The sequence below is a fragment of the Coprococcus comes ATCC 27758 genome, assembly GCF_025149785.1.
GTDB lineage: Bacteria > Bacillota > Clostridia > Lachnospirales > Lachnospiraceae > Allocoprococcus > Allocoprococcus comes.
On the sequence record NZ_CP102277.1, the window covers coordinates 3,011,142 to 3,035,914 of the forward strand.

The following is a 24,773-nucleotide window of genomic DNA, read 5'->3' on the forward strand; positions in this document are numbered from 1 at the left end:
ATACTTTTATTCGTGATGATATCCGTAGTCTGCATCCAGTGCCCATGGCTGCATTGCACCGCCTTCTTCTGCCGGTCTGCAGTTCTGTGCGTAAATATTTAAAACACCCTTCTGCTGCTTAAGCGGCGGACGTACCCAGGATTTTCTTCTTTCTGCTAAGATCTCATCGGATACGAGAAGATTGACGGTTCCCCCTGCAATGTCCATCTCAATTTCATCACCATTTTCGATCAAAGCGATCACACCGCCGTCATAAGCTTCCGGAGAAACATGTCCGACGATTGCTCCGTAGTTGAATCCGGAGAAACGCGCGTCTGTGATAAGCCCGACCTTTTTATCAAGTCCAAGTCCGATCAGCGCATCGATACTAAGCATCAGCTCTTTCATACCCGGTGCTCCTTTACAGCCTTCATAGCGGATAACAAGAATGTCCCCCGCAACAATCTCACCTGCCATAATGGCTCTATATGCATCCTGATCGCATTCATACACTTTTGCCGCACCTTTGATGTATTTTACTTCTTCATATACTGCTGTCGGACGTACGATCGCTCCTGCCGGAGAAATATTTCCCCGCATGATTTTAAGTCCCGGTTCTTTTGCTACAGGATCTTCCAGCGAATGAATGACTTTATTTGGCGCGCTTTTCACAGAATCGAGGAGTTCACCCCAAGTTGTATCCCCGTAAATCGTCGGCGCATCGGTATGGATTTTACCGGCAAGCTGCTTCATGACCTGCTTTACACCGCCGGCATAATGAAAATCTACAACTGTATACGGTCCGCTTGGAATCACTGCATTGATGCAGTAAATTTCCTTCGCATACTTTTCAAAATCTGCCAGTGTAAGCTTGATACCAAGTTCATATGCGTATGCCAGGATATGCAGTACCGCATTGGTTGATCCTGCAACTGCCATATCAAACATGATCGCATTTTCCAGAACATCTTTGGTGATCAGATCTTTTGGTGTCTTTCCGGACCTGGCAAGCTGTACCATGTATTTTCCTGCTGTTCTTGCAGCACGAAGTCTTGCATTATCTGATGCAGGAATCGTAGATGTTCCCGGCATAACCAGGTTCAGCACCTCACCTAACATCTGCATCGTGTTCGCTGTTCCCATGGACGGGCAGGCACCGAATGACGGGCAGACGCTTTCTTCCATTTCAAATAACTCAGCTTCGGAAGCACCTGAGAATCTTGCCGCATCCAGATCTGCCTCTACAACTGTCTTCCCGCAGTAATTTCCGGCCTGCATTGATCCCCCGGTCACTACCAGAGCCGGAATATCCAGTCTGCACGCTGCCAGATAACATCCGGCAATGATCAGATCACAGGATGCCACACAGCAAATCGCATCGAAATTATGTATTCTGGATACAAATTCGATGGACATTGCCACGATATCTCTTCCTACCTGCTCATACTTCATCTCATCCGCACCATTTGCCACATTTCCGCAAGTAGCCGGGATTCCGAATTCTACCGGGATTCCACCTGCTGCCCAGATTCCCTCTTTTACAGCTTCTGTCACCTGGCGAAGATGCGCAGTTCCGGGAGAACCTGCCATGTAAGAATTCGGTATTCCGATATGCGGTTTCTGACGGATATCTTCATCCGAATATCCTGCCGCCTTCATCATAACACGGCGGTGTGCCGCTTCTGTTCCGTTCCAGTAATTGTATCCCATTATTCTTCTCCTTTAATTCATGATACACTTAAAATCCTTTGAATTTCATTCCCCTGTTCTATGCTATTCCAGTTTCCGGTCATTGAAAAGTCTGTAAAACTGATATCAGACTTCACTTTTTCTTAATACATTGTTAACTCTTTGATTTGCGCTTATATTTTCACTTTTTCTTATGTTTGATTTTAAAAAAATTTATAATAAAATCCCACAGATATTGATTATCTTCCTTATATTAAGTAAGATAGTAAAAGAGCATTGTTTATCAACACCACGGGAGGTTTCATCATGTCTAAATACGATGTGATTCTTGATGTCTATGAGAATCAGAGCATCTCAAAAGCTGCTCAAAAACACAACTACACACAGTCAGCTGTCAGCCAGACTATCCGCAATTATGAAAAAGAGATTGGTCTTAAGCTGTTCAAGCGTTCAAAAAACGGAATGGAAGCACTTCCCGGAACAGAACCCATCTTTGAAGAACTTATGCATATCCGCTCCGCCAATACACGGATCGATCAGATCGTCTCAAATATCAACAATCTGGACAGTGGCTTTATCCGCATCGGAACGGTGCAGAGCATTGCCTATAACTGGCTCCCCGGAGTACTGAAAAATTTTTCTGCCGAATACCCGAATATCACCTTTCGGCTCTATGTTGACGGATTTCAGAACCTGACGGAAAAGCTTCGCAAAAAAGAACTGGACTGTATCTTTGTTTCGCAATATGTCGCAAAGGATTTCCCAAATCTGCCTGTCGGCACCGACGAACTGGTTCTGGTTACCTCCTTGGACCATCCTCTTGCCGATCAGCTGACGGTATCTTTTGCCGATATTGACGGACAGGATTTTGTTCTCTCCGCCGATGATTTTGATTATGAAACCGGAAAATTATTCCGATTAAACCATATCACGCCTAACGTAAGATTTCGGATCAATGAAGACTATACTGCGATTAAAATGGTGGAACAGGGCTTTGGCATCACTGTACTTCCCAAACTTCTGCTCCATAATATTCCCTTCAACGTCTGTGTCCGTTCCTTTACCGAACACTTCCGCAGGAATCTGTCCGTAGCCTATCTGGATACACCTGAACTCTCTCCTGCACTTGATAAGTTTCTTACCTTTGTCACCAAATGGGCCAAAGAGTGTAAGTTGATCTGATTTCCTGTCACACACAAAACGGCACAAAGTTCTTCTATGACTTTGTACCGTTTTTGCGCGTAACTTTATTTTGTTTATTTTCTCAGACCATCTCTGAGCGCATCCAGATTATTTCTCTATAATTCCGTATTTATAACCACTTTCTTTCATTAATTCAAGGTATGGTTTCGGATCAAAATATTCCGGTGCATAGACCCCAGCTTCTTTCCAGATTCCTCTTCCGATCAGCTCCAGTGCAAGTGCTGCTCCAAATCCTGTCTGGGCGGTAACAGCCTGGGTTCCCCATCTTTCGATAGACTCCTGATTATCAAATGGCTGATACAAGAAGTATTCTTTTTCCTTTCCGTCTTTCTTTCCGATACACTGTACTCCGACCAGCATTTTTCCGGTCATCTCATCTCCGATATCTTTTGGCTGCGGTGCACAGGCTGCAACCACATCTCTTGGAACTACCTTCACATCCCCTACCTGCACCGGCTTGATACTGCGAAGTCCCAGCTTATCCAGCACCTTAAGTGCCGTGATCAGATTCTCATCAAGACTGATCTTGAAGGTTGCCTTTTTCAATCCATACTGGCTTAAGTAGCGTGCCATCGTCACAACCTCCTCATGCTCTACCTTTACCAGAGTATTTTTTCCTACTCCTTCCGGCATCTCATAGACTTCCTGCCCTGCAAATGCTTTTTCTACGATAAATCCGCCCTTCTCCTTATCATACTCAACATTCGGGTTCATTACCTCATCCAGCACGGTCCACACGTTGAATCCAAACATAATGTCATCCGGATCTGCACCCGGAACAGACAGATTTCCGCCGTCTTTTACATGAACTTCTGTTATTTCATCCAAAAGCTCTGTCGCCGCGTATTTTGCAAATACATTTACAACACCCGGATCGATTCCCATACAGATCACAGCCATATTCCCCTGCTTCTTCCAGGCTTCATGACGGTCAAAATTGTATTTTGTCATCGGTTCAGTATAGCTGTTCTCAATACCAAGTCCGTAAGCCGGATCTTCCATCGGAACCGACCAGGTTCCCATGCTTCCGTAATCTGCACCCGTTTTAAATGCAGCGTCAAAAATCATATTACTTGCAAAAGGTGGTGCTACATCCATCACAAAATCAATCTTATGCTCCCGGATCAGTTCTGCCATTTCCTCTGTATTTGTTGCATCGATCTTAGAGGCTTCAAAACGGGAATCCCCCTTCATCATACCGACAACTTCCTCTGCCCTTTTCAGATCATAGTCGCAGACCAGTACATATTTCAGCCATTCTCCCTTTGGGTCTCTCCACTGCATTACTTTTAAAATACTTTCACCGACAGCACCGGCTCCTACAAGCATCATTCTCATCTTTTTTTCCTCCTGCTTTTCTTTTTCTTCTGTCAAATTTTATTCAAAAAATGCCCTTTCCCTTCTTCCTCGGATAATACTTTTGTATGCCACCACGTACTGCCTGCTAACAGTCTCATCTCATATTAGTGCCCATATAAAAAGGGCAGAAAAAAACAGATACACGAAAAAAATCGTTCATCTGTTTTCTCTGTCCTTTTACCAGTTGGTTCTAGCCTCGTAGGTGGTGCTTTCTTTGCACACTCTCCAAAGATTCGTCAGGTCGCCTTCCTTTTTGCCTGTCAGTTTCCACGAAAGGAAGATGTTACCTTACGTTTTGCTTCTTCGGCCCCTTGCGGTGTCTAGGACGTCCCTCATCCGACATATTCTTGATAAATTTAAGTTTACCCTTTTTTATCTGTCCGGTCAAATCTTTTATTTCTTTCCTCCGAAAATAGCCCCCATAAAACGAACATAAGTATAAACAACAAGTGCTGCTGCAATAATTGTCTCGATCAGAACTACATACTGAAGAAATGGCATTGGATGTCCCATATTTGCTGCACATGCCATAGTTTGTTTAGTTGCGATCGCACTGATAACAAATGGGAATGTGAAGGCTGCATAGCTTGGGAAGAATGGCATCTTCAGATATCCCACTGCTTTTACCAGGGCAAAAATATAAATAACCGTTGCAACTACAAACATTGCCATCAGGAAACCGTATGATTTCGGTGTTACGGACTGTACATAACCTGCAATACACAGGCTGGTCGGTGCTGCGTAGATACAGATCAGCGGTTTTGCCGGATCCGGCACTTCTTTAAACTTCACATAACGATAGGTTACAAGTACAAGAAGTACGATCAGTGTTACAAATCCAAACCAGAATGCTGCGGTTCCGATTCCAAGTTGCTCATAAGCCGGTGCTGTAACAGCCGCTACAGCAATTCCTACATATACAATATAATAGCTTGCAAATACTTTTGGCATCTGAAGTTTCAGAACAAACTTCACCGTAAAGTATATGATCAGAATGATGTGAAGAATGATTGCCAGAAGCCATATGTAATAAGCTGCCTTTCCGATAAACGGTTTTACATAAGTGCTGAGAATCATAAGTGCCATCGGAAACGTTCCTGATACGCTTGCCATGATCGGATTTCCCATATCTTCTTTCACTGCTCCTGGGAACATGATCAGCTTCAAAAGCACCAGTATCAGAAGAAATGCTGCGAATATACCGCATACATAACGGATTCCTTCTGAATAGCTCTGAAGTAGATTTCCAAGTGCTGCCGCGCCAAGCATGACTCCGCAAAGCGGAATCGGTACTTTCTTAATTACGTCTTTCATTGTTTCTTTCCCTTTCTCTCATCAAGCGGCTGTCGTTACCACTTTATTTAGATATCTGCAATTTTTCTTCTTTCGCACGGTTCATCAATTTCATCCAGATTCTTGATACCAAGCTCACGACAGACGATCTGCGCTACCTTCCATGCACAAAGTCCTGTAAAATAGATACACTGTTCTTTGTGTTCACCCTGTCCCATATTGAATTCCTTTGTAAGAACTCTGCAGCAGATTGCATTTTTACCATTTGCCTTCTTGAACCAGTCATGAAGCTCGTGCGTAAGCTCCATACATTTGATACTCTTCGGGTTGGTCGGTCCATCCTGTTCGGTACGGCCGAAGAACATTCCAAGTGCAAGAATTCCTCCGTTAAATGCACCGCAGACACATCCTGATTTTCCTGCTCCTACTGCCATTCCGGATGCCATAGCTACAACCTCTTTCGGCACATCCAGTTTGAATTCATCGCGGATCGTGCTGACCAGAGCTTCACAGCAGTAATATCCATCTTTAAAACATTTCTCTGCCTTTCTCTGCACCTCTCTTGGACTGATTTCTGTTACCCCAATATTCATTTTCAAATCCTCCTGTAAAAAATATATTTGTGCCAGCACGATTATTTGTATATTTTGCCAGCATCCATGTATTACCATTATATTCTTTTATACATTTTATTCAAATTCAATTTTTCTATAAATATTCCATTATTATAGTCATCATCTATTTCCATGGAATTGTAGACCAAAAGGCACAAACTATACTCCGCTTTTTCATGCATTCTGTATAATTTGTGACTTACCCGCAACTTTTCGTTACTACTTATCAACTTTTTTCTTATCGTGTAATCTCTCCTGAGCGTATCTTTTGCAGCCATTCCTGTACGTGTTTCCGGAAACACTGCACGCCTGTGCGATCATCAGAAATATTTTCAAATCATGAATATCCATCTATTTTCTCCCTCTTTTACTCATATTTCTATTATAACACACTTCGTTTGTTTTTCCTAACCACCCATTCAACACTTTTAACCGAAAATTAAATCCAGTTACAGTCTCCACCGGTAATTGCAAGACTCAGAAGTCCATCCATTTTCTCTACTTCTTCTTCACCGATGATCTTTTCCAGTAATTCTGCCGTGTCCAGAGCATCTTCCATGGATTCGTCTGGTCCGATCTCATAGTCGATCTCTGCCTCACATTCCGGACATGGGATCCGGTTCATTGTCTGTAAGGATAAGAAACGGTTTCCACATTTTTTACATTCATAAAATCCACACTCTTTTGTGCCATCTGGTACGTAGTACATCGTATTTTAACTTCCTCTCCACATTTTAGTTTTTATATACAAAACATTCTCTCTTTTGTATGATCTTCCACTGCCTAGTATACACTATCTGACATATAAAAGTATAGTGTTATCCAGTTCATGCCCAAGCAAAAAAAGGACCATTTCCCATTTCTCAGGGAAACAGTCCTTTCACTTATCTTCAATTATTCTTCGACTTTCACCGGATTGGTCACACTTACCTTATGATCATACCAGACTCCTTTTTTTCCGAGCAGAGCCACATCAAATTCTTTATCCAGTTCAGGAACCGGAATATCAAATCCATAAACTTCTTCTGTTGCACCGTCGCTATAGGTTACCGTATCTGTTGTAGGTTCCAGAAGTTCTGCACCATCTTTCTGTGCATCTTCGGATGTTCCTTCAAACAGGTTGACGATCTTCTTAGAAACCAGGCTGACATGGATCGTCATTTTCCCGTCTTTTACTGTGAGTGTTCCTTTTCCGTCATTCGCTTCATTTACATGAAACATTCCGCTGTCAGTCTTGAACTCTGCTGTGTAGGTTCCGTCTTCAAGCTCACACTCTGTCTGTTCCTCTGTTTCCTCTTCTTTAGCAGAAGAGCTTTCTGCTGTCTTTGCTTTCGTATCTGATGTGTCTGATTTTGCACCACATCCGCTCATCATTCCCACTGCCATTACAGCAGATAATACCAATACTAACAGTTTCTTTTTCATCTTATAAATCCCTCTTTTTTTATTTATTCTGCATCAATTGCAGCCTGTGTATGTGCCACATAAAGCTGCTGGATCGCATCGATCTCACCAAGACCTGCAATCTGTGTATCAATACTGTCAAATACTCCGGATGCTTCAAACTGGCTCTTCCAAGAATCGTCATCATCGCCTGCCATATCGTTGTTTGCATGATCTCCTGCTACAACCATCAGTGGACGAAGGATTACTTTCTTGTATCCTGCATTTTTGAGCTTTTCAATTACTGCTTCACAAGCGGTATCTTCCGGTTCGCCTTCTACGGTTCCGATAAATACATTCTCATAACCAAGCTGTTCCATCTGTGTCTGCATCTGTGAATAGCTGATCTTTGCTGTATGAGAAGTTCCATGTCCCATAAATACAAATGCGGTTCCCTCTTCTTTTGCCGCATCCAGGCTGTCAAATCCAGCTGTCTTTACAGCTTCTGCTGTAATTGCTTCTGCAACAGCTGCTTTATCCTCATTGATCGCTGTTTCATCCGCTCCGACTTCACCGAGAAGTGGTTCTGCAATTTTTACAGATTCAAATTTATCTTTGTAGTTTTCAACTGCTTCTGTCAGTTCATCATACTCGGCACCATGCATCAGATGTGTCGGCTGTACGACCAGGTTCTTAACCCCGTTGTCGACTGCTCTTTCCAGTGCCTGATCCATATTGTCGATTTTCTCATCATCACGGGCCTGTACATGGTTGATGATGATCTGTGCTGTAAATGCTCTTCTTACAGACCAGTCCGGATATGCTGCCTGAAGTGCTTTTTCCACACCACCGATATCCTCTGCACGACTGTCATTAAAAGATGTACCAAAGCTTACAACCAGAATTTCATTTTCTCCGATGTTATCTTCGTTCAGCGGATCATCTTTCGATGCATCGCCTGTATCCCTTCCAAAATAATCCGGATCAGCGTTCTCACCTTCTACCAGTTCTTTCTGTGCATCAGTAAGCTTATCCCAGGCTTCTTTTGCAGCCTTACACTGTTCATCTGTCTTGTCTGTTCTTTCCTGCACATAAATGTCATCGATCAGCTTTGCCACTTTGTCTGCTGCCTCCTGATCGCTGTCTTCGGATGTTTCTTCTGTCTTTGTAGAAGAAGTGTCCTCTGTCTTCTTGCTTCCACATCCAGTCATCATAGACACCGTAAGTGCTGTTGCCAGTAATGCTACTAATACTCGTTTCTTCATCTTGATCCTCCCTGACTTTTTTGTCATACTTTCAGGAATCGGAATGATATTCATTACACTTTACAGCATATTTTTTGTAAACAAAAAAATCCCCCGTATCTAAATTTAACGAGGGCGTACAAAAAAGAAACTGACATTTTGCCCTCGCAAAATCAGTCTGAAGTTTCTATCTTTCGTACTGCCAGTTACTCGTGGCATGAACTTTCCGTTCCTGTACTGCGAAAGGCAGGTCTCCCGACTGATTGCTCAGACGCTTGTGGCTTTCCTTCCCGGTCTCCCAGTGGTATGACAGCCTAAGCTTGCAAATTACGGTGACGAGTTCATACAGGACTTGCACCTGTTTCCCTTTTCACCAATCCAGACATTCCGTCTGATTGACACCTTACGCATCTGTATTTATTTTTCTAAACAAGCCTATTCTAGCACAGGCGTATGAATAGTGTCAAGAAAGGCTTGTCTGCTTCAGCACCGGCATCCGGAAAATCTGCACGATCAGCGGAATCACCATAACAAACCACACAATCGGCTCCGCAATGATAACCCCCGTGTATCCAAGATGTGGAACCAGTGTAAATGCGATCACTATTTTTCCAAGCATCTCAAGTGTACTTGATACGATCGGTGTAATATGGTCATCCAGTCCCTGCATGGCATTTCGCACAATGCAGATTACTGCTGTTACATAATAAAACAATGTATCAAATTTCAGATATCTGGTCGCATTTAAGATCACATTTTCATTATGTGTACCTGTTACCAGATAGACCAGTTTATCTCCAATCGTGTAGCTTGCCACGATCACAAGTGTACACCAGATACAAGTATAGAAAATCGCAAGCCAGATCCCTTTTTTGATCCGGTCGATCTTTCCTGCTCCAAGATTCTGTCCACAGTAGGTCGCCATCGTATTTCCAAATACTGTAAACATGATCATAAACATTTCAGTCAGCTTCCGGGCCGCTGTCTGTGCTACGATATAATCATTTCCAAGTTTATTGATCGCTGTCTGAAGCGTCAGGGAACCGATATTGATCAGAGAACTCATGAATCCCATGGACATTCCCGCACCCAACATATTTTTCACCATAACCGGATTCGGATCTTTGAAATCTTCCCGGCTAAGTCTTAACAGTTCATATCTCTTTACCATATAAATCCAGCACACAACAAAGGCGATTGCCTGTGCCAGTACCGTTGCGATCGCAGCTCCCCGCACTCCGCTTTTCAGCACTACGACAAAAAGCAGATCCCCAACAATATTCAGTGCAACTGAGATTGCCAGGATCACAAGAGGCGTCACCGTATCTCCGAGTGACCGGAGTGCAGCCGCGCAGGCATCATAGAGAAATGTCGCCACAAGCCCTGCAATGATCACAAAAATATAGCTTTTCGCCGTCGCCATCAGATCTGACGGAACATTCAGTATATTTAAGATCGGCTGTAAAAATAACAATCCGAACACCGTAAAAAATATTGCAATTCCTGTACCCATGGTCAGCGACATTGCGAATGATTTCTTCACATTTTTATAATCCTTTGCACCGAATTTCTGTGCAATAATAATCGCGAATCCCCCCGAAAGTCCCTGCAAGAATCCAATGATCAGATTACTTAAGGTTGTGGTCGCGCCGACAGCCGCCAGCGCATCCTCTCCCAGGAAAGTTCCGACAATTCTGGTATCCACAAGACTGTATGTAAGCTGCAGAAGATTTGCGAAAAAGATCGGCAGCGCAAAAGCCAGTATCAGTGTGGATGGTTTTCCTTTTGTTAGATCTTTCATATTTTAAATTTCATCCTGTCTAATTTTTCTTGTCCATCAATCCGAACTGTATCGTAACGCAGGTCGCAATGATCAGTCCAAACATATAGAACGAATATTTCAGTACATTAAGCGGTGATACATCAGCAAGTGCCGTAATCATCAGCATACCACCATCATGTGGCATCAGTGCAATAAATGCGCAGGCAAAGATATCCACCAGACTGGCAAGTCTCTTCGGTGCGATCTTATATTTTTCCCCGATTTCTTTTGCGATCGGACAGGTAACAATGATTGCGATCGTATTATTTACCATAGCTGCGGAAAGGATACCTGACATCAGTCCGATTCCATATTCCGCACCACGTCTGCTCTTGATCTTGCTGCTGATCGCGCCCACCAGCCATTCAACACCGCCATATTCACGTACAAGACCGATAATACCAGATACTAAAATCGCAACGATACTGATACTGAACATATCGCTCATGCCACTTCCAATTGCCTGGATCCATTCAAAAAATCCACAGCTTCCAACACAAAGTCCAATGATACCGGATGCAAGTATTCCTACAAAAAGGACTACTGCAACATTAACTCCCATAAGTGCCGCAATTAGAACAATAAAATAAGGAAGGACTTCGATGATACTATAGCTTCCTGCTTCGATTGCTCCGCTTCCGACTCCGCCAAAAATCGAGTACAGGATCATTGCCACAATTGCCGCTGGAAGAGCAATGAAAAAGTTCATTTTAAATTTGTCTTTCATCTCAGAACCACATCCTTCTGCTGCAGAAATGGTTGTATCTGAAATCATGGAAAGGTTATCTCCAAAATAAGATCCCCCGATCACTGCCGCACCGACTACCGCAACATTTAAATGCGCTCCCTGTGCCACATTGATCGCAATCGGAGCCATCGCTGCAATCGTTCCCATGGATGTTCCGATCGATGTAGAAATAAAGCAGCACATCAAAAATACACCCGGAACCAAAAGTTTCACCGGAATAAAATGCAGACAGAGATTCACAACCGAATCTTTTCCGCCCATTGCCGCTGCTGCTCCCTGGAATCCACCAGCCATCAGGTAGATCAGAACGATCATCATAACTCCTGAATTTCCCATGCTCGTTGTCATAATATTCAGCTTATCCTGTACACCAATGCCACGGTTAAGGAGAAGTGCTACCGCACACCCTGCAAGAAGCGCGACGTGACGCGGGAACTTTCCGAACGGTTCGTCTGCTCCAAGCAGGGTAAATGTAATCCCGCACCCTACATAACATACCAGAAATACGATCAGTGGAAGAAATGCCACTGCCCCCATATTTTTCTTTTGTTTGTCCATCTTTTTTCCCTCTCAATCCTCTTTTTATATTATTTTGCTGCCAGATGCTTATCCAGTGCATCTTTAAGCTGTGTCAGTGCCTGTTCCAGAGTCACACGCGGGCAGGCAACATTGAATCTCTCGAACTGAGCGGTCTCCGGTCCGAAGATGATTCCGGAATCCAGCCACAGTTTTGCCTCTTCAAGCATCAGATGTTCCAGTTCTTCATTACTAAAACCATAACCAGAGAAATCAACCCATACCAGATAGGTTCCTTCCGGCTCTACCATCTTCGCTTTCGGGAAATTCTCTTTCACGAACTTGCTCATATATTTTACATTTTCATAAATATACTGCACCAGTTCATCTACCCACTCAGCACCTTTGGTGTAACATACCTTGACTGCAAGCTGCCCCATCAAACTTCCCTGGCTGTAAGCTGCCTGTGTATTCGCCCACTGGTATTTTTTCCGTAATTCTTCATTTGGAATAATGATATTCGCCGGCTGAAGACCAGCTACATTAAAGGTCTTTCCAGGTGAGCTGTAAAGTGCAAGGATCTCGCGGTATTTTTCATCCAGATTCATGCAGCTTGTGAAGGTATGTCCAGGGAAAATGAAATCACAGTGCATCTCATCTACCATCCAGATTACATTGTATTTCAAACAGACCTGGGCAACTCTTTCTAATTCTTCTCTTGTCCAGACTCTTCCCACCGGATTGTGAGGATTACAGAAAATCAGAGCTTTGACACCTTCTTCCCGAATCATTTTTTCCATCTTTTCAAAGTCGATGGAATAATGGTTATTCTCATAGCGAAGCTGGCAGTTTACCAATCTTCTTCCGTCATTTTTTATTACTTCACTGAATGGATAGTAAACCGGCTGCATAACCATCATAGCATCTCCCTCTTCGGTAAATGCTCTTACGCTGGTTCCAAGTGCATAGACAATCCCGGCACCAAGTGTTACCCACTCCGGTTCGATCGTATATCCATAACGTGTGGAGAACCAATGGTTCATTGCTGCAAAATATTCATCCAGCGGATCCGTATAACCAAAGATTCCATGGTCAATTCTCTTGTGGAATTCATCCAGAATTTCATCCGGAAGACGGAAATCCATGTCTGCCACCCAGAGCGGAAGCAGATCATCTCTTCCCTTTCGTTTCATTCCAAAATCATATTTCAGGCAGTCCGTTCCATGTCTGTCGATTACTTCATCAAAATTGTACTTTCCCATCTTATGCCTTTCTCCTTGTCGCAAAATTCTCTCGTTTTTTATACCTCTTTTTGTTAGACATGTCAATGTTTTTTCTATAGAAGTATAAAATAGAATGTACACTGACCCACTAAAAATAGCTGTGGATTGAACCGACTTCCAATCGTTAGAATTTAGGTCTAACTTTTGGGGCAGGTTTCATCCACAGCCATTTTTCCTTATGATTCTTTTATTTTATCGTATGCAAATATATGCCATATACACTGCATACATTCCAAGCATCGTAGCGCCTTCTCTTCGGTCGATCATTTTTGAAGTCCATGCAAACACCAGAACAACAAGACTCATCGCAATCAGTACAACCGTATCAATGATATTATCGGTAAGAAATTTCACTGGACTGATGGCAGCTGCAACTCCAAGTACCAACAGGATATTGAAAATATTAGAACCGATCACATTTCCAAGTGCCATATCCACTTCATTCTTTCTTGCCGCAACAATCGATGTTACAAGTTCCGGAAGACTGGTTCCCATCGCAACGATGGTAAGTCCGATAAGTGTCTGACTGAGTCCGAATGCGCTTGCAAGTGCTGAAGCACTGTCTACAACAAAATCACCGCCAAACTTGATTGCAATCATGCCACCAACAATAAATAACGCACATTTCCAAAGTGGCAGGATCTGAATTTCTTCGTCTACTAATTCTCCCTCTTCGCGCATCATCTGACTTTCCTTGTGTGCTGCTCTTGCTTTCTTGGCAGAGCCAATCATCCAGATCAGATAAGCTGCAAAAATAAGGAGAAATACACCGCCATCTAAATGTCCTAAAAGCATCCCGACATATCCAAGCACCATCAGCAAGGCCGCACAGATAATTGATAATGGAAACTCTTTTTTCAATGTATCTTTTTTTATCGTAAGAGGTGCAAATAACGCACAGGCTCCACAAACAACCATCAAGTTGAAAATATTCGATCCGACAACATTACTTACCGCAAGTGAGTTATTTCCTGTCAGGGATGCCGTTACACTGACCGCACATTCCGGAAGGCTGGTTCCCATTGCAACGATGGTCATACCGATGATCATCGATGGAACATGAAGCTGCTTCGCAACAGAAGAACTTCCTTCTACAAAATAATCTGCTCCTTTCATCAATAGAGCAAACCCTATAATCAAAATAATGATTGATTTTATAAGTGCCATGACCAAAACCTCTCTTTTAAATACTTCCTACCAAATTGCAACTCCCACTATAAAACAAGAAAGTTGGACTGTCAACTCTAAAGGCAGGGATTCGTGATATTTCACAAATCCCTGCCTTTTACTTGTTCTACCGAATAAAATTTGTCGGAATCTTTGCTTCTTTTTCCGGAAGTCCAAACTGCTCTTTTCCAAGTGCAATACTCTTCATAAGGAAAGTCATATTTCTTGCAAGTGTACGCATCGTCTGCCTTCCTTCCTCATCCTTTTCGGCCTCTCCCGGTGCTGCCCCATGGATGCTGTTCCAGTACTGGCTGGATGCAACCGGCATTCCGGAAATGGTAAAATATTTGTTCAGCTCATCAAATGTCGCAGAACATCCGCCACGTCTTGCACAGGCAACGCTTGCTCCCACTTTCATCGTTTTATCAAAATGACTGCTGTAGAACAGTCTGTCAAGACAGGCGATCAGAGTTGCATTTGCAGACGCATAGTACACCGGACTTGCGATTACAAGACCATCTGCTGCCTCAAATTTGGTTGCCATCTCATTCACCACATCATCAAAAACACATTTGCCTTTTTCGTAGCAGGAACCACAGGCAATACAGCCACGGACTGCCTGGTTTCCGATTACAATATTTTCTACTTCTATACCATTTTCTTTGAAAACATTTTCCATCTCGCGAAGTGCAATGGCTGTGTTACCATTTGCTTTCGGGCTTCCGTTGAGCATAAGTACTTTTAAATTTTCTTTCATGATAAAATCTTCCTTTCTGGTAATCATACCATCTTGTTTTACTATGATTTTATTTTCCTCTTTTTTTCTTTTCTCTGCAAGATGGAAATGATGATATATTTTTTAGCACACAAAAAAGCAGCAGATTTCTCTGCTGCCCTTCTTATAAAGTGGAGAATACGAGATTCGAACTCGTGACCTCCTGCTTGCAAGGCAGGCGCTCTCCCAACTGAGCTAATCCCCCATATGACGTTTGCGACTTAATTAAAATATCACAAACGTCCCTCTTTGTCAACTGTATCTGCTGATTTTATAACAGCTGTATCATTTCTACAGCTGTGTTTATTTTGCTCAAATATTCTCTACTATTTCTTTTCCGTATTTTTATACGCCGTCTCATAGAACACTTCCTGTGAATCCAGCTTTTCTTCATTGATATCACGATCTACATAATCGCCGTCTGCAGTCAGTTCTTTTCCTTTTTCATCATCCTTCATCATGGTGTCAAACATCCAGTCCAGTCTTTCACGCAACGTATCATCCAGAACCGGAGCTGCAACCTCCACACGTCGGAGCGTATTTCTCGTCATATAATCAGCCGATGCAATATACACTTTTTCTCTGTCCGGCGTTCCGAAACGATAAATACGGGAATGCTCCAGAAATCTTCCGACAATGCTGATTACTTTAATATTTTCTGTGTATCCTTTGATACCAGGAATCATACAGCAGATTCCACGGACGATCATTTCAATCTTCACACCTACCTGTGATGCTTCCACAAGTTTCTCAATGATCACTTTATCAGTCAGTGAATTGATCTTGATTCCGACATACGCATCTTTCCCGTTCTTTGCGTGACGTATTTCCTCATCGATCATATCGAGTACTTTATTCTGAAGACATTTCGGTGCAACCAGCAGGATGCGTGTTTCCTCTATCGTCTCACCTCGCATCAGGCAGGCAAATACTTCCGCCGCCTCTTTTCCGATTTCCTGCTTTGCTGTGATCAGTGACAGGTCTGTATATAAAGTAGAAGTCTTTTCATTATAGTTACCGGTTCCGATCTGAGTAATATATTCCAGACCTTTCTCTGTCTTTCTGGTGATCAGGCAAAGTTTTGAATGTACCTTGAATCCATTCAGTCCATAAATTACACGGCATCCGGCTTCTTCCAGCTTTCTAGAGTATTCAATATTACTTTCCTCATCAAATCTTGCTCGAAGTTCTACAAGTACCACAACTTCTTTTCCATTTTCCGCTGCCTCAACCAAAGCATCTACGATCTGACTTCGAACTGCCAGACGGTACAAGGTCATCTTGATGGACACTACAGAATCGTCTCTTGCCGCTTCATAAAGCAGGTTGGTAAATGATTTAATATTTTCAAATGGATAAGATAACAGAACATCTTTCTGCTCAATCTGTGCGATCAGACTTTCTTTTTCTTTCAACTGCGGTGTCATTCGCGGACTTCTCTTCTGATAGAACAGCTTTTCCTTTTCTGCTCCTTGCATTCTCAGATAATTCTGGATTGCAAATACAAATGATAAATCAAGTGGTACTCTCGACATAAATACGTGGTTTTTATCCATATGGATATATTTACAGATCTCTGCGATCAGCTTTTTGTTGATCTTTCTGGAGAATTCCATGCGGACAGGATTCATACGTTTTCTCTGCTTTACCAGATTTTCCATGGCGTCTCTGTAATCCATATCTTCATCATAAATGGTTTCTGTATCAATATCCGCATTTCTCGTAATTCTCAGGAGAGATTTTTCTTTGATTTCATATTTTTTAAATAATTTCGGCAGAAAATGAAGGATCAGTTCTTCCGAAAGCATAAAGGTTCCCGGTCTGGTCGGGATATCGATCAGACGCTTAAACACATTATTGCTACACGGAATGATCGCAGTTTTTGTCTTTCCACCCTTCGTTGCAAGCAGTGCAACCGCATAGATCTCTTTATTCTGTAAGAATGGAAACGGCTGCTGTTTGCTGATGATATTCGCAGACAGATATGGTGCAATTTCATTATCAAAGTAAGTTTCCAGTAATTCCCCTTCTTTTCCTGAAAGCTTGTTGAAATTGATAATCCGGATTCCCTGCGGCTCTAGTTCTCCCATTAACTGCTCGTAAATAACTGCTTTCTTTATATCAAGCTCTCTTGTTGCATCAATGATCGCTTTTACCTGCTCTTTGCTGGTCATATTGGTTTTATTCTCACGGACTACTTCCGATGATTCCATCTGATCCATCAGTGTACCTACCCGCACCATATAAAATTCATCCAGATTAGATTGATAAATAGACGCAAAAGTAAGTCGTTCTGCTAAAGGTACTCTCGGATTCCCTGCTTCATTTAATACTCTCTCATTAAATTTTAACCATGACAGTTCCCTGTTCATCATATATGGTTCTGGTTTTAACTGCTTCTTTTTCATTTGTCTACTTATCTCCTTTTGCTAATTTGAATATTTTATAGCTACGCTTAAGAATTAATTATACATCTGAATACGCTTTCATATCTACCTTCTTAAAGAACTGTTTTTGTAAAATTCATGTAAAATGATGCTTATACCAACTGACTTCCATATAATTCCCGGTCGGTAATCTTTGGTCATCTTCATTTCAATACTTTGCGATATCCCAAATATCCTGAAATCACACCGAACAGAATTCCTCCAAGAACATCTGTCGGATAGTGTACATACAGATATAACCTCGATATTGCGATCAGACATGCCAGCACAAGCGCAAATTTCCAAAGCTTCTTTTCACCTGCTAGGTACAAAGCTGTTACCGAAGCAAACGAAGCTGCCGTATGTCCGGACGGAAAAGAATAATCATGAAGCTTTGCTACCAGAAGGTGTACACCTGTATTCACATCATATGGTCTTGTCCGTGCTACAAGATTTTTCAAAACAATATTGCAAAGTAATACATCTACTACTAAAGCAGCCACCATAACCGCACCGCTTTTTCTCGTTTTAGGAATCAGAAGCAATACTATGCTCAACACAATCCATATAATTCCTGCATCCCCAAGTCTTGTGATAAATACCATGATTTTATCCAGAAAAGGCGTATGCAACGTCTGGATCCAATCCAAAATATTTAATTCAATGTTCATAAATTTCCTCCTGCTTTCTTCATCAGTATTTTTACTTTTCTATAGAATAACATAGATTACAGTTTATATGAATTTTTAGAATTACAAATTTTTTACAAACAATCTTTTGAAAAATGACGGTTACACAGGGCGTAACTTCAACCGTCCCGGATTTCAGGCAATGCTTGCAGAAGCCGAAGCCGGGAAAATCGGCACAATTATCGTCAAGGATATGAGCCGTTTCTGCAGAAACTATCTTGAGGTCGGCTTTTATACCGAGATTCTGTTCCCCAAGAAGCAGATACGCTTTATTGGCAAGAAGCGGTGGAAAAAGCCGACACCGTAACGGCGAAACTGAAAGACGATTCCAAACTTTCCTAGACCGGCGATACAAGCAACCTTGCACTGTGGATTGCCCTGTTGTTCATCAGCGGCGGTGCAGCCATTGGCACAACGGTTGTAAGCAGGAAGAAAAAATACAATAGATAATTGAATAGCGTTCCCTTGCTCCATCTTCCGAGCAAGACAAAAGCGTCGTAGCAATACGGCGCTTTTTTGTTACCCGGAAGTGACAAACAGCGGCTTTTGAATGGTTAGCGGTAAAGGATACCGCCGTCAAAACAAAGCCGCTCATATCGAAAGAAAACGCCCAAAATCGTTCCGGAACTATACAGCGGGAAACGGTTTTGAGCGTTTCTGTGTTTCGGGAACAAATCGGCAATTAGGCAGCGAAAAGGAGGTGCTCGCTATGCCCCGTATGCCGAAATACCTCAAGAGAGAATGGGCATTCTTTCTTGATGAGCGTGGCAGGAAGAAATATAGTAAGTGAATTTTGATGCCAAAAAAGAAACTCAATCTATTTGCCAGTAAATGCAATTATCACCGCCTCATAAGGACGCAATATATTTCCTTCTCTGTCGTCCTCATAATTCCGGATCCAGACTTCCCCGGCTTTCCACTCATCAAGCAATGGGCAGCTAACTTCCTCATCCGTAAAGTTTGTACATACCAGCATCTTTGTATGCTCATCTGTTCTCGTATAGGCGAAAATTCTCTCATCTTCCGGCAGAAGAAGTTCAAATTTTCCATTCACGAATACTGGATTTTCTTTTCTTAAACGAATCAGCTTCTGATAATAGTAAAATACCGAATTTTCATCTTCCAGTGCCTCTTTGGCATTGATTCTGGTATAATTTGGATTCACGGCAAACCATGGTTCTCCTGTTGTGAATCCTCCGTTCTCATCCCCGCTCCACTGCATCGGAGTACGGGCATTATCACGGCTTCTTGCGTAGATAGACTGCATGATTTCTTCTGGCTGATATCCTTTTTCCAGACGCTCTTTGTACATATTCAATGTCTCAATATCTTCATATTCCTCAATGCTGTCAAACTGCACATTCGTCATGCCCAGCTCTTCTCCCTGGTAAATGTAAGGAGTTCCCTGCATTCCATGAAGCATTGTCGCCAGCATTGTTGCCGACTCTTTTCTGTATTTTCCGTCATTTCCCCAACGCGACACGATTCTAGGAAGATCATGGTTATTCATGAACAGACTGTTCCATCCTGTCTGATATAAAGTATTCTGCCACTTTGCAAGGCATTTTTTCAGCTTAACCAGATTCAATGGAATCGTATCCCATTTTTCTTTTCCTTCTTCCTGATCAAGCATAATGTGCTCAAACTGAAAAACCATAGAAAATTCACTGCCATCTGGATTACTATATTTCTTTGCAATTTCCGGTGTTGCTCCCCAGGCTTCTCCAACAGTGATCATATCCCCCTTCTGAAATGTTTCTCTGCTTAGTTCACGCAGAAATTCATGCAGCTTTGGTCCATTATTTGTGATCTTAAGATCTGGCTCTTTTGCAATCTGATCGATTACATCCAGACGAAATCCGCCTGCTCCTTTTTCCATCCACCAGAGAATCATATCATAGAGCTCTCTTCTCACTTTCGGATTCTCCCAGTTCAGATCTGGCTGTTTCACTGAAAACTGATGAAAATAATACTGTCCCAGTTCTGGAACCCACTCCCATGCCGGTCCTCCGAACGCAGAATTCATATCATTTGGGTAAATACCTTCTTCTCCGTCACGCCACACATAATAATCATGATACGGATTGTCTTTGCTTTTCTTTGCCTCCAAAAACCATCTGTGTTCATCTGAAGTATGATTCAGCACAAGATCCATCATAATTCGGATTCCGCGTTTCTTTGCCTCCGCAAATAACTGTTCCATATCTTCCATTGTTCCGAACATCGGCTCAATATCCTGATAATCTGAAATATCGTATCCATTGTCATCCTGTGGCGAACGATACACCGGTGAGAGCCAGATTGCATCTATTCCAAGTTTTTTCAAATAATCCAATCTGCTGATAATTCCTGGAATATCACCGATTCCATCTCCATCCGAATCTTGAAAGCTTTTCGGATAAATCTGATATACAACTGCATTTTTCCACCATTTATTCTTATTTCTCATACTCATTCTCGATATCTCTCCGGCAGATTTTCTGATTCTACCGGGATATACTCTCCTTTCTAACCATATACCTGGCTTATTTTTTTCTATATTTTAACGGAGAAACTCCATATGTTTTTTTGAAGCTTCTGATAAAATAGCTTACATTCTGATATCCACTCTGCATTGCAATCTCTGTAACAGGAATATCCGTATCTTGTAACAGCTGTTTTGCATGCTCTAACCTTAAATGTGTTATATATTGCGAAAGGGTAATATGAAAATGTTCCTTAAAATATCGCGATATATATTTTTCCGAAAGATGAAACTGCTCACTAAATTCTTTTAATGATATCTTTTCCATAAAATTCTGCTGTATATATGAAATCATTTCTTTTTCTACAGTATTTCTCCCGCTTTTATCATTTTCGATTACAAAGCCCTTCTCCCACATTTCAAGAATAAACTGTAAAAGAATTATTTTTGTTTTTATCTGAGCAGTTATTGGGGACTCAGTTTTCTTGTTTTTTGCCATATATATTTCAACCAACTGCTCACATAGTTCTTTTGCTGTATCTTTTACTCTTGGCCTTATCATCAGATGACCATTTTTTAACGGCTCCAGTAATTTATCATCCAACATGTCATTTATGCAAAAAGATATGTATTTTAATGGAAAAAGGAAAGTAAAATAATCCACTGTACCAGTCTGTGAACCCATAAAATGCAGATTGCCCGGCGACACTACAAAAGCATCCCCGGGGGTTCCAATATAATTTTCTCCTGATATACTTACAGTCAAAAAACCACTTTTTACATATATAATTTCCAGTTCATCATGCCAATGAACCGGTATCTGAAATGATCGTCCTTCATTTTTTATATGATATGTACTAAACGGATCATCCTTTGTACCATGTGGTTTATTTTCCTTTAATTCAAAGTACATACTCTCTCCTATACTTCTACAAGACCTTTACTCTTCCATTTTCCACTCTTCCATCTAAGTACCATTCCCACTGCTCTCGCACATTCGTCACCTGCCATAGCAATATATGCTCCTACAGCCAGAAGTCCCATGTGTATTCCGAGAAAATAGGCTCCGCCAACTGCAAACAAATACATAAATATCGCACCTAATATAACCGGAAAAAATGCGTCTCCGCTCGTTTTTAACGCCTGCCCATATACAAGGTTTGTTACCCTTCCAAGTTCAAGAAATATATCTACTATTAACAACTTTACCACAAGATTTATCATCTGTATATCATCCGTAAATATATGCACGATAAAATGTCCGGTAAATGCAAAGGTCACGGAAAAGCATGTCGCTGTGATGATACCATATATCGCAGCTTTTCTCGTTCCCCTGTTACATTCCTCAAACTCTTTTGCTCCAATTCTCCAGCCGGTCATAATTGCATTTGCCTGAGCAAGGGCAGCTCCCACGCAATACGAGAAATTTGCAATCTGTATCGCATATGAACGCGCTGTAACATTCATTCCATCCACATCCATCTGATTCATAAAACGCACTATAAATGTCATTGCGATATTGTAAAGTGCTGTTTCAAACGCAGAAGGAAAACCAATCTTAACAATCTGTGCAAATATCTTTCTTGATGTAATTCGCTCAGGACTCTGCTTTGCTTTTATAAGTACAGCCCCCATGCCGGCTACAATAATAAGATTTACAACTCTCGAAATAACCGTGGCAACAGCAACTCCCATCACACCCCAGTTGAATGCAAATAAAAATACTGAATTAAGTATTATATTGAGAACATTTCCAACAACAGTTCCTATCAAAGAATGTTTTGTATATCCAAACACTCTCAAATAACTGGAGAAAATAGGAATCAGTGCATTTAAAAAACATGCGCCACCAACAATTCTAAGATATATTTCAGCCGGCTCAAGCAAAGCCGGAGCAATACTTACGATTCGAAGTATCCCACCAGAAAAAGCAGCAAGAACGACAGACATTACGATACCTATCAATGCGTTGAATATAAGTCCAAGTTGCCTTGCCTGATATGCTATCCCCGGTCTTCCGGCTCCGATATTTTGTGACATAACAGCTATCATACCCGACGATATTACTCCAAACATAATAATAAAAACACCTATATATGTATTTGCTGTTCCCACTGCTCCTACAGCCTGATCACTTACAGATGATAGCATAAGCGTATCAACCATACCTGAAAGCATATAAAATAAAGTTTCTAAGCATATTGGCACAGATAGCTGTGTTAATGTTTTTCTTTCCGCTGCCATAGTTTTTCTCCTCACATACAATTCAAGAATATCATATCAATAATACGATATATTTCTATGTAATTCTTGTATAATATCATGTGAAAATTGCACTATTTCTACTTTATCTTAAAGAGCACTGGGTGCGAACTAAATTGATTACTCATGCTTACAAGGATTTGCAAATCAGGATAACTTTTTCCCGTTTCCCTTAATTAAAGATATTGTTGGGTAAAAAAGAAAGGTCAGTCGATTTTGCCGATGAAGCGGTAGTAGATTTCTACTTCCTGCTCACGACTTCCGTCCTCGCCCTTGACAGCTTCGTGGACGGTTATTTTTTCAATTAGAGTGTTCAGAAGTTCGGCGGTCAGCTCCACAGGGTTGACATACTGTTTCATCAGGGCAATCCACTTTTCAGCATCCGCTGCGGTCTGTACGGCGGCTTCCATCGTTTCGTGAAGCTGCCGGATTTTTGTTTCAAGCTCCTTTTGCTCGTTCTGGTACTTCTTGGACAGCATATTGAAGTTATACTCGGTTATGCGTCCGGCAGACCAGTCCTCATACATTTTAGCAAACAGCCCGTCAACCTCGGCTTTACGCTTCGCTGCCTTTTTCAGCTCCGCAGCCTGCTTTTTCTTCGCAGAGTTTCTTTCCCTGTCGCTGGCATTGAGCAACCGTTTCAGCAGCTTGTCCTCGTCTTTCTGTACCTGCATAGACCAGTATTGCAGTCTTGCAAGCACATAGGCGTACAGTACATCATAGCGGATATAGTGCATGGAACACTGGCGTAATCCCTGTCCGTACTTACTGCAATGGTAGTGTGCATAGGGATTTTTGTTCTGGCTGTTTACGCCATAAGCCAATGACCATCCGCAGTCCGCACATTTTACCAGCCCGGAAAATATCTGCGTTGTGCCATTCTTCTGTCGCCTGCGTCTGCTTGCAATCAGCTCCTGAACTTTTTGGAACACTTCTTCAGAAATAATGGCTTCGTGGGTATTTTCCACACGATACCATTCTTCCTGCGGCTTCCGCACTTTTTTCTTGTTCTTGAATGAAATGTTGCTCTGCTTGTTGTGAACGCTGTGACCGATGTAGGTTTCCTCTTTCAAAATGCTCTTGACCTGTGCAATCGTCCACGCATAGGCTTTTTCTGCGGGCGCACCGGCATAGATATTGGCGAAAGTCCCGTATCTTTCATAGTTCAGCCAGCCGGGGGTAGGTACTTTTTCCTCCACCAGAATCCGTGTAATGCTGGCGGCTCCACGCCCGTGTACGGCAAGGTCAAAAATCTTCTCTACAATCCAGCGTGTTTCCGGGTCAATCAGAAGATGACCTTTTTTGTCCGGGTCTTTTACATAGCCCAGCGGTGCATAGGCTCCATAGTGTGCGCCATTGGCAAATCTTGTGTGCATGGCAGCCTTGACCTTTTTGCTGGTCTGTCGGGCGTGCATTTCATTCAGGATGTTTAAGAACGGGGCAAGCTCGCTTTCTCCGTTGATGGTGTCCACATTGTCATTGATGGCAATGTAGCGTACTCCCTTGCTGGGAAAATAGATTTCCGTGTACTGACCGGTCAGGATATAGTTTCTTCCCAGACGGGATAAGTCCTTTGTGACAACGCAGTTGATTTTCCCGTCCTCGATGTCATCAATCATCCTTTGGAAACTTGGACGCTCGAAATTTGTCCCGCTCCATCCGTCGTCAATGTACTCGTCTACAACGGTCAGCCCATGCTCGGCGGCATACTGTCTAAGCATCATTCGCTGGGTCTGGATACTGCCGCTTTCTCCCTGTAATTCATCGTCACGGCTCAATCTCAAATATAGTGCAGTGTTATAAATCGTTGTATTGTATGGTTGTTTCACGGTTAAAAATCCTCCTTCTAAAAGAAAC

20 protein-coding genes, 1 tRNA gene, 1 pseudogene and 1 riboswitch are annotated in these 24,773 nt (G+C 42.2%); of the genes and pseudogenes, 2 read left to right on the forward strand and 20 right to left on the reverse strand.

Going from position 1 to position 24,773, the window contains the following annotated elements; genetic code table 11:
- Positions 1-6: 6 nt before the first annotated feature.
- Positions 7-1,689, reverse strand: coding sequence for a dihydroxy-acid dehydratase (gene ilvD / locus NQ556_RS14770; protein ID WP_008368759.1), 1,683 nt, complete (start codon positions 1,687-1,689; stop codon positions 7-9).
- 285 nt (positions 1,690-1,974) lie between these two features.
- On the opposite strand from ilvD, the gene NQ556_RS14775 reads away from it, so the two are divergent.
- Complete coding sequence (locus tag NQ556_RS14775; RefSeq protein WP_008368761.1) at positions 1,975-2,850, forward strand: LysR family transcriptional regulator; 876 nt, start codon at positions 1,975-1,977, stop codon at positions 2,848-2,850.
- Positions 2,851-2,958: 108 nt separating this feature from the next.
- Here NQ556_RS14775 and NQ556_RS14780 read toward each other — a convergent pair whose 3' ends face one another.
- The 15 genes from NQ556_RS14780 to NQ556_RS14850 all read right to left on the reverse strand — a co-directional run bounded on the left by NQ556_RS14780 (position 2,959) and on the right by NQ556_RS14850 (position 18,172).
- A complete protein-coding gene (locus NQ556_RS14780) occupies positions 2,959-4,209 on the reverse strand; it encodes a saccharopine dehydrogenase family protein (protein ID WP_173699143.1) in 1,251 nt (416 codons plus the stop codon).
- A gap of 414 nt (positions 4,210-4,623) precedes the next feature.
- Complete coding sequence (locus tag NQ556_RS14785; protein WP_008368767.1) at positions 4,624-5,544, reverse strand: TDT family transporter; 921 nt, start codon at positions 5,542-5,544, stop codon at positions 4,624-4,626.
- Between the two features lie 47 nt (positions 5,545-5,591).
- Complete coding sequence (locus NQ556_RS14790) at positions 5,592-6,116, reverse strand: C-GCAxxG-C-C family protein (RefSeq protein ID WP_022220060.1); 525 nt, start codon at positions 6,114-6,116, stop codon at positions 5,592-5,594.
- Between the two features lie 240 nt (positions 6,117-6,356).
- Positions 6,357-6,488 carry a hypothetical protein gene (locus NQ556_RS14795; protein WP_022220059.1) on the reverse strand — a complete coding sequence of 44 codons (132 nt, stop codon included), beginning with the start codon at positions 6,486-6,488 and terminating at the stop codon, positions 6,357-6,359.
- 88 nt (positions 6,489-6,576) lie between these two features.
- On the reverse strand, positions 6,577-6,846 hold the full coding sequence (locus tag NQ556_RS14800) for an FmdB family zinc ribbon protein (RefSeq protein WP_008368773.1): 270 nt from the start codon (positions 6,844-6,846) through the stop codon (positions 6,577-6,579).
- Between the two features lie 185 nt (positions 6,847-7,031).
- Complete coding sequence (locus NQ556_RS14805; RefSeq protein ID WP_022220058.1) at positions 7,032-7,562, reverse strand: hypothetical protein; 531 nt, start codon at positions 7,560-7,562, stop codon at positions 7,032-7,034.
- Positions 7,563-7,585: 23 nt separating this feature from the next.
- On the reverse strand, positions 7,586-8,785 hold the full coding sequence (locus tag NQ556_RS14810) for a sirohydrochlorin cobaltochelatase (RefSeq protein ID WP_022220057.1): 1,200 nt from the start codon (positions 8,783-8,785) through the stop codon (positions 7,586-7,588).
- A gap of 207 nt (positions 8,786-8,992) precedes the next feature.
- A riboswitch (cobalamin riboswitch) is annotated at positions 8,993-9,185 on the reverse strand.
- A gap of 42 nt (positions 9,186-9,227) precedes the next feature.
- The gene (locus NQ556_RS14815) at positions 9,228-10,565 is read right to left on the reverse strand and encodes an MATE family efflux transporter (protein ID WP_022220056.1); all 1,338 of its coding nucleotides are present in this window, start codon (positions 10,563-10,565) and stop codon (positions 9,228-9,230) included.
- A 19-nt stretch (positions 10,566-10,584) separates the two neighbouring features.
- A complete protein-coding gene (locus NQ556_RS14820) occupies positions 10,585-11,892 on the reverse strand; it encodes a Na+/H+ antiporter NhaC family protein (protein WP_022220055.1) in 1,308 nt (435 codons plus the stop codon).
- Positions 11,893-11,921: 29 nt separating this feature from the next.
- Entirely contained in the window at positions 11,922-13,112 is a 1,191-nt protein-coding gene (locus NQ556_RS14825; RefSeq protein ID WP_008368787.1) for a MalY/PatB family protein, read from the reverse strand.
- A 213-nt stretch (positions 13,113-13,325) separates the two neighbouring features.
- Positions 13,326-14,300 carry a calcium/sodium antiporter gene (locus tag NQ556_RS14830; RefSeq protein WP_008368789.1) on the reverse strand — a complete coding sequence of 325 codons (975 nt, stop codon included), beginning with the start codon at positions 14,298-14,300 and terminating at the stop codon, positions 13,326-13,328.
- Positions 14,301-14,427: 127 nt separating this feature from the next.
- The gene (locus NQ556_RS14835) at positions 14,428-15,057 is read right to left on the reverse strand and encodes a flavodoxin family protein (RefSeq protein WP_008368790.1); all 630 of its coding nucleotides are present in this window, start codon (positions 15,055-15,057) and stop codon (positions 14,428-14,430) included.
- Between the two features lie 150 nt (positions 15,058-15,207).
- Positions 15,208-15,280 (reverse strand) — tRNA-Ala (locus NQ556_RS14840).
- A 121-nt stretch (positions 15,281-15,401) separates the two neighbouring features.
- Complete coding sequence (ppk1, locus tag NQ556_RS14845) at positions 15,402-17,483, reverse strand: polyphosphate kinase 1 (RefSeq protein WP_204575691.1); 2,082 nt, start codon at positions 17,481-17,483, stop codon at positions 15,402-15,404.
- A 182-nt stretch (positions 17,484-17,665) separates the two neighbouring features.
- Entirely contained in the window at positions 17,666-18,172 is a 507-nt protein-coding gene (locus NQ556_RS14850) for a phosphatase PAP2 family protein (RefSeq protein WP_008368795.1), read from the reverse strand.
- Between the two features lie 106 nt (positions 18,173-18,278).
- Here NQ556_RS14850 and NQ556_RS14855 point away from each other — a divergent pair.
- Positions 18,279-18,464, forward strand: a pseudogene (locus NQ556_RS14855) (recombinase family protein); the annotation flags it as partial.
- A gap of 543 nt (positions 18,465-19,007) precedes the next feature.
- On the opposite strand, the gene NQ556_RS14860 reads toward NQ556_RS14855, so the two are convergent.
- From NQ556_RS14860 to NQ556_RS14875, 4 genes are all read right to left on the reverse strand, one after another.
- Positions 19,008-20,639: a glycoside hydrolase family 13 protein gene (locus NQ556_RS14860; RefSeq protein WP_204576126.1), complete on the reverse strand. Its 1,632-nt coding sequence runs from the start codon at positions 20,637-20,639 to the stop codon at positions 19,008-19,010.
- Positions 20,640-20,715: 76 nt separating this feature from the next.
- Positions 20,716-21,567 carry an AraC family transcriptional regulator gene (locus tag NQ556_RS14865; protein WP_204575693.1) on the reverse strand — a complete coding sequence of 284 codons (852 nt, stop codon included), beginning with the start codon at positions 21,565-21,567 and terminating at the stop codon, positions 20,716-20,718.
- 8 nt (positions 21,568-21,575) lie between these two features.
- Positions 21,576-22,898, reverse strand: a complete 1,323-nt coding sequence (locus NQ556_RS14870; protein ID WP_204575695.1) for an MATE family efflux transporter — start codon at positions 22,896-22,898, stop codon at positions 21,576-21,578.
- A gap of 224 nt (positions 22,899-23,122) precedes the next feature.
- Positions 23,123-24,745, reverse strand: a complete 1,623-nt coding sequence (locus NQ556_RS14875) for a recombinase family protein (RefSeq protein ID WP_204575697.1) — start codon at positions 24,743-24,745, stop codon at positions 23,123-23,125.
- Positions 24,746-24,773: the final 28 nt, after the last annotated feature.

What these genes read in the sequence shown, in the direction of transcription:
- NQ556_RS14820 (WP_022220055.1), bottom strand. Translation starts at nt 11,892, where the DNA reads ATGGACAAACAAAAGAAAAATATGGGGGCAGTGGCATTTCTTCCACTG.
- NQ556_RS14860 (WP_204576126.1), bottom strand. Translation starts at nt 20,639, where the DNA reads ATGAGAAATAAGAATAAATGGTGGAAAAATGCAGTTGTATATCAGATT.
- ilvD (WP_008368759.1), bottom strand. Translation starts at nt 1,689, where the DNA reads ATGGGATACAATTACTGGAACGGAACAGAAGCGGCACACCGCCGTGTT.
- NQ556_RS14810 (WP_022220057.1), bottom strand. Translation starts at nt 8,785, where the DNA reads ATGAAGAAACGAGTATTAGTAGCATTACTGGCAACAGCACTTACGGTG.
- NQ556_RS14785 (WP_008368767.1), bottom strand. Translation starts at nt 5,544, where the DNA reads ATGAAAGACGTAATTAAGAAAGTACCGATTCCGCTTTGCGGAGTCATG.
- NQ556_RS14815 (WP_022220056.1), bottom strand. Translation starts at nt 10,565, where the DNA reads ATGAAAGATCTAACAAAAGGAAAACCATCCACACTGATACTGGCTTTT.
- NQ556_RS14830 (WP_008368789.1), bottom strand. Translation starts at nt 14,300, where the DNA reads ATGGCACTTATAAAATCAATCATTATTTTGATTATAGGGTTTGCTCTA.
- NQ556_RS14835 (WP_008368790.1), bottom strand. Translation starts at nt 15,057, where the DNA reads ATGAAAGAAAATTTAAAAGTACTTATGCTCAACGGAAGCCCGAAAGCA.
- ppk1 (WP_204575691.1), bottom strand. Translation starts at nt 17,483, where the DNA reads ATGAAAAAGAAGCAGTTAAAACCAGAACCATATATGATGAACAGGGAA.
- NQ556_RS14800 (WP_008368773.1), bottom strand. Translation starts at nt 6,846, where the DNA reads ATGTACTACGTACCAGATGGCACAAAAGAGTGTGGATTTTATGAATGT.
- NQ556_RS14775 (WP_008368761.1), top strand. Translation starts at nt 1,975, where the DNA reads ATGTCTAAATACGATGTGATTCTTGATGTCTATGAGAATCAGAGCATC.
- NQ556_RS14790 (WP_022220060.1), bottom strand. Translation starts at nt 6,116, where the DNA reads ATGAATATTGGGGTAACAGAAATCAGTCCAAGAGAGGTGCAGAGAAAG.
- NQ556_RS14850 (WP_008368795.1), bottom strand. Translation starts at nt 18,172, where the DNA reads ATGAACATTGAATTAAATATTTTGGATTGGATCCAGACGTTGCATACG.
- NQ556_RS14780 (WP_173699143.1), bottom strand. Translation starts at nt 4,209, where the DNA reads ATGAGAATGATGCTTGTAGGAGCCGGTGCTGTCGGTGAAAGTATTTTA.
- NQ556_RS14870 (WP_204575695.1), bottom strand. Translation starts at nt 22,898, where the DNA reads ATGGCAGCGGAAAGAAAAACATTAACACAGCTATCTGTGCCAATATGC.
- NQ556_RS14825 (WP_008368787.1), bottom strand. Translation starts at nt 13,112, where the DNA reads ATGGGAAAGTACAATTTTGATGAAGTAATCGACAGACATGGAACGGAC.
- NQ556_RS14795 (WP_022220059.1), bottom strand. Translation starts at nt 6,488, where the DNA reads ATGGATATTCATGATTTGAAAATATTTCTGATGATCGCACAGGCGTGC.
- NQ556_RS14865 (WP_204575693.1), bottom strand. Translation starts at nt 21,567, where the DNA reads ATGTACTTTGAATTAAAGGAAAATAAACCACATGGTACAAAGGATGAT.
- NQ556_RS14805 (WP_022220058.1), bottom strand. Translation starts at nt 7,562, where the DNA reads ATGAAAAAGAAACTGTTAGTATTGGTATTATCTGCTGTAATGGCAGTG.